This window comes from Paenibacillus sp. PK3_47, assembly GCF_023520895.1.
In the GTDB taxonomy this organism is placed as follows: domain Bacteria; phylum Bacillota; class Bacilli; order Paenibacillales; family Paenibacillaceae; genus Paenibacillus_AQ.
The window spans coordinates 405,346-418,087 of record NZ_CP026029.1 but is presented as its reverse complement, the minus strand read 5'-3'; the positions used below and the strand labels follow the sequence as shown (position 1 = coordinate 418,087).

The 12,742-nt window shown below is 52.2% G+C and carries 17 protein-coding genes; all 17 read left to right on the top strand.

Annotation, left to right across the window (positions count from 1 at the left end):
- Positions 1-618, top strand: coding sequence for a glycerol-3-phosphate 1-O-acyltransferase PlsY (gene plsY, locus C2I18_RS01995; RefSeq protein WP_249899625.1), 618 nt, complete (start codon positions 1-3; stop codon positions 616-618).
- Positions 611-1,651, top strand: coding sequence for an NAD(P)H-dependent glycerol-3-phosphate dehydrogenase (locus C2I18_RS01990; RefSeq protein ID WP_249899624.1), 1,041 nt, complete (start codon positions 611-613; stop codon positions 1,649-1,651). Before plsY ends, C2I18_RS01990 begins: the two co-directional genes overlap by 8 nt.
- 67 nt (positions 1,652-1,718) lie before the next feature.
- Complete coding sequence (locus tag C2I18_RS01985) at positions 1,719-1,994, top strand: stage VI sporulation protein F (RefSeq protein WP_249899623.1); 276 nt, start codon at positions 1,719-1,721, stop codon at positions 1,992-1,994.
- A 161-nt stretch (positions 1,995-2,155) separates the two neighbouring features.
- Complete coding sequence (locus tag C2I18_RS01980) at positions 2,156-2,335, top strand: DUF2768 family protein (RefSeq protein WP_249899622.1); 180 nt, start codon at positions 2,156-2,158, stop codon at positions 2,333-2,335.
- 75 nt (positions 2,336-2,410) lie between these two features.
- Positions 2,411-3,049, top strand: a complete 639-nt coding sequence (locus C2I18_RS01975) for a hypothetical protein (protein ID WP_249899621.1) — start codon at positions 2,411-2,413, stop codon at positions 3,047-3,049.
- Positions 3,046-3,414: a 2Fe-2S iron-sulfur cluster-binding protein gene (locus tag C2I18_RS01970; protein WP_249899620.1), complete on the top strand. Its 369-nt coding sequence runs from the start codon at positions 3,046-3,048 to the stop codon at positions 3,412-3,414. The genes C2I18_RS01975 and C2I18_RS01970 overlap by 4 nt, the downstream gene beginning before the upstream one ends.
- A 50-nt stretch (positions 3,415-3,464) precedes the next feature.
- Entirely contained in the window at positions 3,465-4,214 is a 750-nt protein-coding gene (locus tag C2I18_RS01965) for a DUF3939 domain-containing protein (protein ID WP_249899619.1), read from the top strand.
- 412 nt (positions 4,215-4,626) lie between these two features.
- Positions 4,627-6,105 carry a stage IV sporulation protein A gene (gene spoIVA, locus C2I18_RS01960; protein WP_249899618.1) on the top strand — a complete coding sequence of 493 codons (1,479 nt, stop codon included), beginning with the start codon at positions 4,627-4,629 and terminating at the stop codon, positions 6,103-6,105.
- Between the two features lie 307 nt (positions 6,106-6,412).
- Positions 6,413-6,685, top strand: a complete 273-nt coding sequence (locus C2I18_RS01955) for an HU family DNA-binding protein (RefSeq protein ID WP_020427702.1) — start codon at positions 6,413-6,415, stop codon at positions 6,683-6,685.
- A 117-nt stretch (positions 6,686-6,802) separates the two neighbouring features.
- Positions 6,803-7,051 (top strand): trp RNA-binding attenuation protein MtrB, encoded by a 249-nt coding sequence (mtrB, locus tag C2I18_RS01950; protein WP_249899617.1) that lies wholly within the window; start codon positions 6,803-6,805, stop codon positions 7,049-7,051.
- Between the two features lie 106 nt (positions 7,052-7,157).
- The gene (locus tag C2I18_RS01945; RefSeq protein ID WP_249899616.1) at positions 7,158-7,694 is read left to right on the top strand and encodes a hypothetical protein; all 537 of its coding nucleotides are present in this window, start codon (positions 7,158-7,160) and stop codon (positions 7,692-7,694) included.
- Positions 7,695-7,910: 216 nt separating this feature from the next.
- On the top strand, positions 7,911-8,678 hold the full coding sequence (locus tag C2I18_RS01940) for a heptaprenyl diphosphate synthase component 1 (RefSeq protein ID WP_249899615.1): 768 nt from the start codon (positions 7,911-7,913) through the stop codon (positions 8,676-8,678).
- Positions 8,679-8,705: 27 nt separating this feature from the next.
- Positions 8,706-9,425 carry a demethylmenaquinone methyltransferase gene (locus C2I18_RS01935; RefSeq protein WP_481857971.1) on the top strand — a complete coding sequence of 240 codons (720 nt, stop codon included), beginning with the start codon at positions 8,706-8,708 and terminating at the stop codon, positions 9,423-9,425.
- Between the two features lies 1 nt (position 9,426).
- Positions 9,427-10,299 carry a UbiA-like polyprenyltransferase gene (locus C2I18_RS01930; protein ID WP_249899613.1) on the top strand — a complete coding sequence of 291 codons (873 nt, stop codon included), beginning with the start codon at positions 9,427-9,429 and terminating at the stop codon, positions 10,297-10,299.
- Entirely contained in the window at positions 10,299-10,901 is a 603-nt protein-coding gene (locus C2I18_RS01925; protein WP_249899612.1) for a UbiX family flavin prenyltransferase, read from the top strand. Before C2I18_RS01930 ends, C2I18_RS01925 begins: the two co-directional genes overlap by 1 nt.
- 3 nt (positions 10,902-10,904) lie before the next feature.
- Entirely contained in the window at positions 10,905-11,753 is an 849-nt protein-coding gene (locus C2I18_RS01920) for a menaquinone biosynthetic enzyme MqnA/MqnD family protein (protein WP_249899611.1), read from the top strand.
- A complete protein-coding gene (locus C2I18_RS01915) occupies positions 11,750-12,718 on the top strand; it encodes a polyprenyl synthetase family protein (RefSeq protein WP_249899610.1) in 969 nt (322 codons plus the stop codon). The genes C2I18_RS01920 and C2I18_RS01915 overlap by 4 nt, the downstream gene beginning before the upstream one ends.
- Positions 12,719-12,742 lie beyond the last annotated feature (24 nt).

The following is a 12,742-nucleotide window of genomic DNA, read 5'->3' as shown; positions in this document are numbered from 1 at the left end:
GTGGCGTTTGAACTTCTGGTTATCGTTATAAGCTATTTGCTTGGCTCCGTCAGCTTCAGCGTATTGCTCGTCCGGCTGCTTAAGGGAATTGACATCCGCCAATACGGAAGCGGTAATGCGGGCGCCACAAATACACTGCGTGTGATGGGGAAGGGACCGGCCATTCTGGTACTGGTTCTGGACGTACTGAAGGGAATTGCTGCAGTCTGGCTCGGAACCTGGGCCGGCGGATGGGGGACCTGGGTAGCGGTGGCCTGCGGTATTGCCGCCATCATCGGCCATAACTGGCCGCTGTACTTCCGCTTCCGCGGCGGTAAAGGCATTGCCACCACAATTGGCGTAATGGCGACACTGGTCTTTTGGCCGGCGCTTATCGCGGGCATCATTGCCATACTGTCCATTGTTATTACCCGGTACGTCTCGCTCGGCTCTCTGATATTTGTGGCACTGACACCTGTCTTTCTGCTGTTCTCTGACTTTACAATGCCTGAGCTGTGGGGAAGTCTTATTATCGCTGTGTTCGCTTTCTGGAGGCACCGCAGCAACATTGTGAAGATCAGCCAGGGAAGAGAGAATAAAATCGGCTCCAAGGTCAAGGAGGGGAACCGCGTTGTCTGATAAAGTAACCGTACTGGTCGCAGGCAGCTGGGGAACTGCGCTGGCATCTGTACTGGCGGCTAACCACCCGCAGGTTTATCTATGGACGCGCAAGCCCGAACAAGCCGCCGAGATTAATGAATCTCATACGAATGAACATTACCTGCCCGGCATTACTCTGGCAGATAATATTATCGCCACTACGGATATGGAGGCTGCCGTCTCGGGTTCCAAGGCGGTTGTTATCGTAGCGCCCTCTTCAGGGATGCGCCAGGTGGCCCGCAGCCTCAAGGCATTCTGGAAGGAAGACATGCTCTGTATTCATGCGACCAAAGGCTTTGAGACGGAGTCCAGAAAACGGATGTCCACGGTGATCTCCGAGGAGCTGGGCTGCAGGGAAGAACAGATTGTAGTGCTCTCCGGACCCAGCCATGCCGAGGAAGTGGTGCGCCTTTGCCCTACTACGGTCGTTGTGGCTTCGCGGGATGACAGCCGTGCCGCAGCCGCTCAGGAGCTGTTCATTAATAATGATTTCCGTGTCTACACCAACCGGGACCAGGTAGGTGTCGAACTGGCTGGTGCGCTTAAGAATATCATTGCTCTCGGCGCAGGACTTTCGGACGGCCTGGGCTTCGGGGATAATGCCAAAGCAGCGCTGCTTACAAGAGGCCTTGCTGAAATTTCGCGTGTCGGCGTTGAGCTTGGCGCCAATCCGCTGACCTTCTCAGGGCTTGCGGGATTAGGTGACCTCGTAGTAACCGCAACCAGCCAGCACAGCCGCAACTGGCGTGCAGGCTCTTTGTTAGGCAAGGGTAAGCCGCTGGCAGAGGTCCTGGATTCCATGGGGATGGTTGTAGAAGGAATACGCACGACAGAGGCAGCCTATGCCATCTCGCTGGATTTGGGTGTGCAGATGCCGATTACCGACCAGATTTATCATGTGCTATTTAAGGACAGAACACCGCGCAACGCTGTTGAAGCACTGATGGGCCGGGACCGCAAAACAGAGATGGAGGCGATCTCCCAGGAAACCTGGGAGCAGTGGCATTCCTGAGCATTGTTCACCTTTTACCCGTCATCCTCATATGTTGTATTGGGGATTGACGGAGGAGGGATGAATAGTGAGCAGAGACTTTTCCAAGGACGCCTTGAACGCCATCAACAAAAAGACAGGCAAGAAAATTACACCCGGTGCCGTACAAAAGCTGGCAAGCACAGTCAAGCCGGGAACCACGCAGAACGAAGCCCAGCTCCGCCAGTTAATCAAGCAGGTGTCAGCAATGGCGAAGGTGCCGGTTAGCGAGGCAACTGTGCAGGAGATTATCAGTGCTGTCAAAAAGGGCGGTGCAACCTCCGGTACAATGGAGTCATTAATGAAAATGATGCTGAAAAAATAACCTCACTTCGCGGAGCAAAAAGAGCAAAGATCCGGAATCAGCCCTGATTCTGCGGAGCTTGCTCTTTTTTTAATCCCTGTTAGGAGTTTATAGGTTTCACATACCGGTGTTCATGCTATAATAATCGCAATTAAACATAGCAGGATGGAGGCATAATGACTATGGATCCAATGACAAAAATGTGGCTGTCACTGATTGCTATATTAATAATGGGACTCTCCGTATTTTTGATTACCTTCGCCCGCAGCAAGACAAAAGGTCTGCTTAGAGCCGTATTGTCCGTAGTCGCTTTTATCATCATGCTGATCGGCCTCTTGGGTGGGGCCGCTTCAATTATGTAAGCATTTACATCAAGACAGACTTTCATGTTTCTGGAAGAATCGGCAGACGATTTTGCAGGAATAGGGCGTGACTGAATGACAGGAAACGGGAAGCCGTACATACTGGAAAAGGCGCTTGGCCAAATAACGGAGTTGCTGTGCTTTAATTGGCTGGATCAGCCGCCTGTGTGGCTGCTGGGAGGAAGCTGCGGGCTGATGCTGCATGGTGTGAAGCTAAACTCCGTACCCCGGGATATTGATCTTTACGGTGATCTGGAGGATGCGCAAATCCTTCATGATGCGTTAAAAGACTATGCCGTGGATAAAGGGCCGGAAGAGGACTACAGCGGCGGGTGCTTCTCGCTGCGCAGCCGCTATCTGATCGGGAAGACGCAGGTGGAGCTGGTATGCGGTTTTGAAATCGGCTGCGGCTCACAGCGGTACCGTGTAGATGTTCACAAGCTGCAGCAGTATGCCCCCTTGAACGATCACACCGGAGTTGGCCTGCTGCGCTTAATGCCGCTGGCTCATGAGCTGATATTCAACCTGCTGCGCGGCAGGACCGACAGGAGCAGCATGATTGCCGCTTGTATGAAAGCTGAGCTGCCGGTACATCTTCAGCTGCTGCAGCGTTTGTGTGAGGATAACAGGCTGGATAACAATTTATACGGCCAGCTGAACAGACTGCTGGACGTATCTTCAGCAAACAGAGAACAGGAAGGAAGCTGTACATGAAACCGCAAAAAGGATTAACTGTTATTTTCCAGCCGGACGGCCGCAAAGCTGTAGTACCGCAGGGGATTTCGCTGCTGGAGGCTGCCCGCAAGGCCGGGGTTGTTCTGCCTACCCGGTGCGGCGGCAAAGCAGGCTGCCTGATGTGCAAAGTGAATGTAGACAAGGAATTTGCCGGGGCAGTTAGACCTCCGGGGGACAATGAACGCCGCAAGCTTGGCAGTATGCTGGAATCAGGGACGCGCCTGGCCTGCCAGACTGCCGTCCTGAATAATTTGACCGTCAGCGTTCCTGAAGACCCGCTCAAGGCGGCTGTGCGGCGCAGGCTGGAGGCTGCGCGGCGCGGTGAGGCGGAGGAGCTCTGGTAGTACAGGGAGGACCTCATTCTAATACCGGAAGAAGGATGGAGGCGGAGCTGGTGAGGAGTACAAGGCAAGGGACAAGCTACTGGAGAAGTGCCGGACAGCTTATGGGCATCACCCTGCTGTTATGTATTCTCTCGGGCTGCATGTATCCCGGAGAGCAGAAGCAGGGAGGGAGGAATTACGGCGAGAGCGTGAAGCGGGTTCAGGCTGCGGTAGATGCCTATCAGCAGGAGGAAGAACTGCTGCCGATCCTTAATAGCGAAGAATCAACGCCGCGTTATGAAAAATTCGTCATTGACCTCGAACTGCTGCGGCAAAAAGGGTATCTGGATGAAGTTCCGGCGGCAGCATTCCAAAAGGGAGGGAGCGCCCATTTTCTAATTCTGGACGAAGAAAGTGATCCTACGGTCAAGCTCATGGATCTTGTTACCGTCCAGAAAGTCAATGATGTCCAGCGCCAGGTGAACCGGTATAAATCAGCACATGGCGGTGAACTTCCTGCAGGAGAAGAACTGTACCCTGGTTTATCAGCCATAGATTCCCAAAAAGCCGGGACGGGTTCCATAACACTGAACAGCGTCTATTCCGGACAGCCGCTGGAGTTCCTTATGGACAAGGACGGCAATGTCTATGTTGATTACAGCATCGATATCATGTCAGCAATCAACAGGGAGGGCAGCACTCCTGAGCCCGGCAGGGATCTGCGCCTTGAACTGGAGCAGGCTTCTTACTATGTACCTGTAAAATCACTCCCCTATGAATGGAAGGATGGCCATCCTGTTCCCGTGCCTGTTCTTCCGTAACAACTTCCTCCTTTCTCAATTGAATATACCCTGTTTAACAGTACCGGAAGGCAGCGTTTCTGCCTGACGGTGCTATTTTTTTGCCCGGTGGTAATTCCTGCTGCATCTCCCGCATAGGATTGATGAGAAGACTTCCGGTCCTGATTCTAGGAAATTACCAATCAAAATGTGCAGCCTGCTGTCATAATTCCGTTCCGGATACATATGATGATACTAGTCCAAATGCATGTCCGAGCATTCAAAGTTCAGCGCGGGGCAAGATGTTCCGCCCTTAGGCAGCAGCGGCTTTTGCTTCGGGCGGGCAAGGCCAAGTCCGGTGGATGTCCTGCAAGGGTCAGATCAGCCGGCGGAACGCGAAGTCGATGCTCTTCAGGCATTTTTTCTTCGGAAGTATATGAGGAGGGGATCTCTTTTGGAAAAAGTGGATATTTTCAAGGACATTGCCGAGCGTACCGGCGGAGATATTTATCTTGGCGTCGTCGGCGCGGTTCGCACGGGAAAGTCAACATTTATCAAACGCTTTATGGAGACCATCGTCTTGCCGAACATCACGAGTGAAGCTGACCGTGTCAGAGCTGTTGACGAGCTTCCGCAAAGCGCGGCAGGCAAAACCATCATGACTACAGAACCTAAATTTGTTCCGAATAACGCGGTGCAGATCAAGGTTGCAGAAGGCCTGGAGGTCAACGTCCGGCTGGTAGACTGTGTAGGCTACGCTGTGGAGGGCGCAAAGGGTTATGAGGATGAAAACGGTCCGCGCATGATCTCCACACCATGGTTTGAGGAACCGATTCCTTTCCAGGAAGCGGCAGAAATCGGTACGCGCAAGGTGATACAGGAGCATTCCACACTGGGTGTGGTTGTGACTACAGACGGTACGATTGCAGAAATTCCGCGTTACTCGTATATAGACTCCGAAGAGCGCGTCATCGCTGAACTGAAAGAGGTCGGCAAGCCGTTCGTGCTGGTGATCAACTCTACCCGGCCGCGCAGCGAGGAAGCGCAGCAGCTCCGCAGTGAGCTGGCGTTGAAATACGACATCCCGGTGATGACTCTCAGCGCCGCCAATATGACGGAAGAGGATGTAACCGGAGTACTCCGTGAGGTGCTCTACGAGTTTCCGGTCCATGAAGTAAATGTAAATCTCCCGAGCTGGGTGATGGTGCTTGGAGAGAATCACTGGCTGCGCAGCAGCTATGAGAATTCTGTCCGCGATACAGTGAAGGACATCCGCCGCCTGCGTGATGTTGACCGTCTGGTCGCCCAGTTTACCGAATATGATTTTATTGAAAGAGCCGGGCTCAGCGGTATGAACATGGGTCAAGGTGTGGCGGAGATTGATCTGTATGCGCCGGAAGAACTATACGACCAGGTTCTGATGGAGGTTGTCGGTGTGGAGATCCGCGGCAAGGATCATCTGCTGCAGCTGATGCAGGATTTCTCGCATGCCAAACGTGAATACGACCGCTTCTCGGAAGCGCTTGAGATGGTCAAAACGACGGGTTACGGCATCGCTGCTCCTTCCCTTGCCGAAATGGCGCTGGATGAGCCGGAGCTGATCCGCCAGGGTACGCGTTTCGGGGTGCGCCTGAAGGCGACGGCACCTTCGATTCATATGATCCGGGTGGATGTTGAATCCGAATTCTCACCGATCATCGGTACGGAGAAGCAGAGTGAAGAGCTGGTCCGCTACCTGATGCAGGACTTTGAGAATGATCCGATCAAAATTTGGGAATCGGATATCTTCGGACGCTCGCTGCATTCCATTGTACGCGAAGGAATTCAGGGCAAAATCGCCATGATGCCGGATAATGCCCGCTACAAGCTGCAGGAAACACTTGGGCGGATTATCAATGAGGGCTCCGGCGGTCTGATAGCAATCATTCTGTAAAATAAAATAAGTGTCTGATGAAGATGAGGGCGGGACTATCCTGCTCTCTTCTTTTTTTGTAAATTAAAAGGAATTATGTGTTTTAATAGGGTGCTTTGCGGAGGCTTTCGGGCAGTGAAAATACTACTTTCTGCTCCTTTTTTGAGTAACGCCTTGAAATTATGAGTGGGCTGTATTACTATAAGTTTGTTGCGCTTGAAGGATGAAGAGTGCTGATATCTAGTATAAACGGGATTATCACGTATATTTTGCGTTGAAACGGAAACAGTGTATGATACCGGAACTTTGATCAGGGAGGTGAGAAAACATGAATAAATCAGATTTGATCAACGTGGTTACAGAAGCAACTGAACTTCCCAAGAAAGATGCTACTAAAGCGGTAGATGCCGTTTTCGAAGCGATCACTGGTGCTCTGCAAAACGGAGATAAAGTACAGCTGGTTGGATTCGGAAACTTTGAAGTGCGCGAACGTTCCGCACGTAAAGGCCGCAACCCGCAAACTGGTGAAGAAATCGAAATTCCTTCGAGCAAGGTACCGGCTTTCAAACCCGGTAAAGCTCTTAAAGACGGAATCAAATAGAGATTTCTACATAGATCCTATAGCATTTCCGATGTACAACATGCCGCCCTTCAAGGCGGCATTTGTTTTTGCATATAGTGGATGCTTTCGCACAACAATATTTTAGGAGGTTCTAATATGACCGAGAAGAATAACGGCGGCAGCCCCGCACCGTCCGGCAGCGAGTATATCGTAGTGAAGGCCAAGGAGAACGGCGTTCAGGTCATCGGGCTCACCAGAGGGCTCGATACCCGGTTTCACCATACCGAGAAGCTGGACAAGGGTGAAGTGCTGATCGCCCAATTCACCGATCATACCTCAGCCATGAAGATCCGCGGTAAAGCAGAAATTTGGAGCAAGCACGGACAACTGGAAAGTGAAAGCTGAAAAGCAGGCATAGCCTGCTTTTTTCAAAATATAACTAAATATAGGGCAACCAAAGATATCGTATAAGGGTAATTCCGTGCGGAAATTATGGTTAAGGGGGAAGCGTATGAACAGGGGCTGGCTGATCGGAACTGTAATGCTCGTGACTGCGGCGTCCGCCGTAATTCTGCCTCAGCTGGCTGGCCTGGCATCCTCCCTGCCGCAGCATGGCGCTGTGGAAACCTTCGGGACCTCCGCCAGTGTGCTCGGGGACGACAATCTGGTGGATATGATAAACAGCATTCCCTTTACCTTAACTGTTGACAGTGTCGGCTGGGACAACGGGCTGCTGTCGCTTGATCTGAAGGTGACCGGCAATGATCATGAACCCCGGGAGCTTTACCGGAACATGGCCTCGGCCATTTCTTTTGCTTTTCAGGAGACTGGCAATGTAGAGCAGCTGCTGCTGCGCATCGTGGCCGAGGACAAATGGCTGGACAGCCGCAGGCTGCTGCTTGCCGGGGATATCCGGCGCGGGGAATGGCCTCCGCAGCTGCTCTACGCACTTCAGACGGCGGGGAATGTGCCGCTGTCTGACAGGCTGAAGACCGGCTTCCGCATCAGTGAAAGCGAGCTGTGGAAGAAGCAGTTCATTTATCCCTGATATGGGTAAAAGAAACTAGGACGCCCCATCGTGCGTGACAAAAAAACATGTGATATAATAGACAAGATTGTGAACAAAGATATTGTCATAACGTCAATGGCTCCGGAGGCTGAAATGAAACCGTACCGCATACCGCAACTAGCTAAACCATATACCGACTACGACATGATACAGCGGCATACGGAATTACCGCCGTTTTCTGATGGGCGTGGTCATTTGTTATATATTTTTCTTAACCATGGCACTCCTGACGGGGACCGCAATGGAGAACTTTACACACTGGTAACAGGACTTGTGCAGCTTGCCCTGGATACGCATGAGAGCATTGACCGCTCTTCTGAGCAGCCGGGGGGAGATGCTATGCGTTCAAGACAGCTTAAGGTGCTGGCCGGCGACTACTTCAGCAGCTGGTTTTACCGTCTGCTTGCCAGAAGCGGGCAGATTGAAATGATCGGCATCTTAAGTACGGCCATTGCCGAGTTCAATGTAATGAAGGCCGGACTTTACAGCAAAATGACGGGGATGCTGCTCTCCGCTGAACAATACCTGCGGCACACGGTACAGCTCAATATGCGGCTGTTTCTTTCTTTTACTCCCATGATAGAAGCTCCGCTTGCCGATTTGTGGCAGAAGCTGCTGGCGGAATTCAGCCACTGCGAGACTGTGTTCCTGGAGCTGCGGCGCAGCAATGATCCGGCAGGAGCCCGGGAAGGGTATTGCTACTGGAAGCTGCTTGAATCGGCGGCGGAGGACGAAAGAAAGCTGCTCCTTGACCGGAATCTTGATGTGAAGGACTGGAAGAAGCTCAAGCTGAAGTATAAATGCGACTCTCTGCTGACCGACAAGCTGCATGCTTCGCTTCAATCCATTGAGGGACTGCTGCAGGGCATTAAGGACGAGCATTTGAAAGGCGAGCTGAACGCTGCGCTTGACCGTTTCCTTTTACAAATGAAAATTTCCGGACAAGCAGCCGTGGAGGGGTAGTACATGACTATAGACAAAACAACTGTTATGGGCGACAAGAGCGTTAAGCCCAAGGAGCAATTCGTTCATTCCGTATTCGAGAGCATTGCCGGCAAATATGATCTGATGAACGATATTCTAAGCTTCCGCCGCCACAAAGCGTGGAGAAAGTTTACCATGCGCAAGATGAACATGAAAAAGGGCGACTCGGCGGTTGACCTGTGCTGCGGCACCTGTGACTGGAGCATTGCCCTGGCTGAAGCGAGCGGGACCGGCAATGTAATGGGGCTTGATTTCAGTGCAGGAATGCTTGAGGTCGGACGCAGCAAGGTCGAGGCGCGCAACCTTCAGGACCGCATCACGCTGGTGCAGGGGAATGCCATGGAACTGCCTTTTGGCGATAATTCCTTTGATTATGCAACAATAGGCTTCGGGCTGCGCAATGTTCCTGATCCTGTCCAGGTCCTTAACGAAATGAAAAGGGTGGTAAAGCCTGGAGGCATGGTTGTCTGCCTGGAGCTGTCCAAGCCGATGAAGCAGCCGTTCAAGGGCGTTTATTATTTTTATTTTCAGCGCATCCTGCCGCTTATGGGCAAACTTTTTGCCAAAAGATACGAGCAGTACAAGTGGCTGCCTGAATCGCTGGCCCTGTTCCCGGACAGAGTGCAGCTTGAAGCGATTTTTCGTGACACCGGACTGAAAAAAGTGGAATCCTTCCCCTTGACCGGAGGCATAGCAGCATTACATATTGGGCTCAAGGAGAATTGAAATGTTTAAAAAAGTCGGTATTTTTCTGCAAATGATCAAGTTTGAACATACTGTTTTTGCATTACCCTTCGCTTTTATGGGCGCACTGCTGGGTTCGGTTGTCATGTCCGGCAGCCTGCCTTCCTGGGCCCAGATCGGCTGGATCGTAATCGCGATGTTCGGTGCCCGCAGTGCGGCCATGGGACTGAACCGGCTGATTGACCGGATCAGTGATGCCAAAAATCCGCGGACTGCAGGAAGAGCGATTCCGGCGGGTCTGCTGAAGGTCGGAGAAGTTGTAGTATTTATTGCGGTATCATTCTTCCTGTTATTCTGGGCGGCGTTCAACCTTAATCCCTTGTCGGCCAAGCTGCTGCCGATCGCAGTTTTTCTTCTTGTTTTATACTCCTTTACCAAGCGCTTTACCTGGGCATGCCATCTGATTCTTGGCCTCACCATTGCCCTGGCTCCGCTGGGGGGCTGGGTTGCTGTTACGGGCAATGTTGACCTGACAGCGATGATCTTCTATTTCACAATTGTGTTCTGGACAGCAGGCTTTGACGTGATTTACTCCTGCCAGGATGTTGATTTTGACACCAAGGAAGGTCTGTACTCCATCCCTGTCCGTTTTGGTGTCGCGCGTGCGCTGACCATTGCCAAGGTGTTCCATCTGCTTACCGGCATCGGGTTCGTGTCGCTCCTCTTTATGGCTGATCTGAGCTGGTGGTATGCCGCGGGCATGATCATTGCTTATATCATTCTTTTTTATGAGCATCACATTGTTTCTGCAAATGATTTAAGCCGCCTGCAGACTGCCTTTTTCACGATGAACGGTGTGCTCAGCATTGTGGTGTTTTCCTTTACTCTGATTGACCTGGTGGTGCAATTCCGCTGATGAATAAGCTCAGACCTAAAAATTTCGTCGTAGGAATTACCGGAGCAAGCGGAGCTGTCTATGGCGTTCGTCTGACAGAAACCCTGCTTGATATGGGATATACGGTTCATTTAGTTGTAAGCAATGCGGGCTGGCGCGTCTTTAAAGAAGAGCTGGGTTTTGCCGCCTCAGACCGGGAGGGCTTTTTGAACGAGCAGTTCAAAGGCTATCCCGGTTCTCTCATTTATCACCCTGTAGGGGATATCGGTGCGTCGATTGCGAGCGGATCCTTCCGGACTGAAGGGATGATCATTATGCCCTGCTCTATGGGGACGCTTGCTGCTGTGGCGAACGGAAGCTCCGACAACTTGATGACAAGGGCTGCAGATGTCATGATGAAGGAAGGGCGTCCGCTGGTACTCGTTCCCCGGGAGACACCGCTGCATGCCATCCACCTGGAAAATATGCTGAAGCTGTCCCGCCTTGGAGTCAGGATGATTCCGGCCATGCCGGCCTTTTATTTCGGCCCGAGCAGCATGGACGACATGATTAACTTCATGGTGGGCAAGGTGCTGGACAGCTTTAATATTGAACACAGCTTATTTCGCAGATGGGGGGAATGAACCATGCATACGGTGATAGGTAAAATCAGCTATACCAACTCATGGCCGGTATTTCACAATTTCTACCCCTCTACATTGAGTTTTCCTGCAGAGATGGTAAGTGAAGTGCCTGCCATTCTTAATCAGGGGATGGCAGAGGGCAGCATCCATGTAGGCGCTTTATCGTCTTTCGCATATGCTGCGGCCAGCGACCGGCTGCTCCTGCTTCCTGATCTGTCTGTCAGTGCGGACGGACCGGTACAATCCATTCTGCTGTTCTCACGGACACCGGTTGACCGGATCGGCAGCGGCAGAATTGCTGTGACCAATACATCCGCAACTTCGGTCAATCTGCTGAAGATTCTGATGGAAAAGGCAGTAGGCGCCAAGCCGGAATATATCAGCGCAGAGCCGGATCTGGACAGCATGATGGAGCAGACAGATGCCTGTCTTCTGATCGGGGACAATGCAATCAGGGCCTCGTGGCAGGATCGTGGTTATATCGTTACGGATCTGGGCCGGCTCTGGAAAGAATGGACCGGGCACAGCATGACTTTCGCAGTCTGGGCAGTGAACCGTGAAGCTGCACGGGAAATGCCGGAAGCCATTGCGGAGATCGCCGGAGCTTTTATGGAGAGCAAGAGACGCGGAGTGCAGGATCTGGCTCCGATTATCCGTGAGGCGCGCACGGGGATAGGCGGCACGACAGCCTACTGGGACGGGTATTTCCGTAATTTGTGTTACGACTTTGGGGAAAGGCAGCAGGAAGGTCTGAATCTCTATTTCCGCTATGCCTATCAAATGGGCCTGCTGCCGCAGGAAGTGAAGATGGAGCTTTGGAGCCGGAATATGCTGATACGGGTGAAAGAATGAAACGAATGCAAATGTTTGGCTTGCTGAATAAAGATATGGACCAGATTGAAAAAGAGCTGTACCGCAGTGTTCAGGGAGACGATGACCTGCTGACAGAGACATCCCTGCATCTGCTGAAGGCAGGGGGAAAACGTCTGCGTCCGGTGTTTGTACTGATGGGAGGCAAATTCGGGCAATATGATCTGGAGAAGCTGAAGCGGGTAGCCATTCCGCTGGAGCTGATCCACAGCGCTTCACTCGTCCACGATGATGTCATTGACGATGCACAGCTGCGGCGCGGCGAGCTTACTGTCAAGGCGAAGTGGGGCGATAAGATCGCTATGTATACCGGCGATTATATCTACGCGAAGGCGCTTGTCATGACCTCGGAGCTCTCCAATCCGCGGATTCACCAAATTCTCTCCAAAGCAATGGTAGAGATGTCTATCGGAGAAATGGAGCAGATCCGTGATTTCTTCAACAGTGAGCAGAGCGTACGCCATTATCTCCGGCGGATCCGCCGCAAGACGGCACTGCTGATTGCCGTCAGCTGCCAGCTTGGTGCGCTGGCAGCTGACGCAGACCCGGAATCGGCCCGCCTGCTCTACAATTACGGATACAATGTCGGTATGGCATTTCAGATCCGTGATGATCTGCTCGATCTTTCCGGGACGGAGAAACAAATCGGCAAACCGCCGGGCAGTGATATGCGTCAAGGCAATATCACGCTTCCGGTAATCTACAGTCTGGAAGACGGCCGGCTGCGTGCTTCGCTGCTGGAAGAGCTGGCACTGATCCGTGCCGGTCACACCGGTGTAGGCAGGGCTATTGATCTGATCCTCTCCGGTGATGGAATCGCCCGTTCTGAGGAGCTGGCTTCACGTTATATCAATAAAGCGCTGGCTGCGCTGGACGAGCTTCCCAGCAACCGGACCAAACGCAATCTGCGGGACATTGCTTATTTTGTGACAGGCAGAGCTTACTAAGCTTCCGGGAGTATATAAATAATT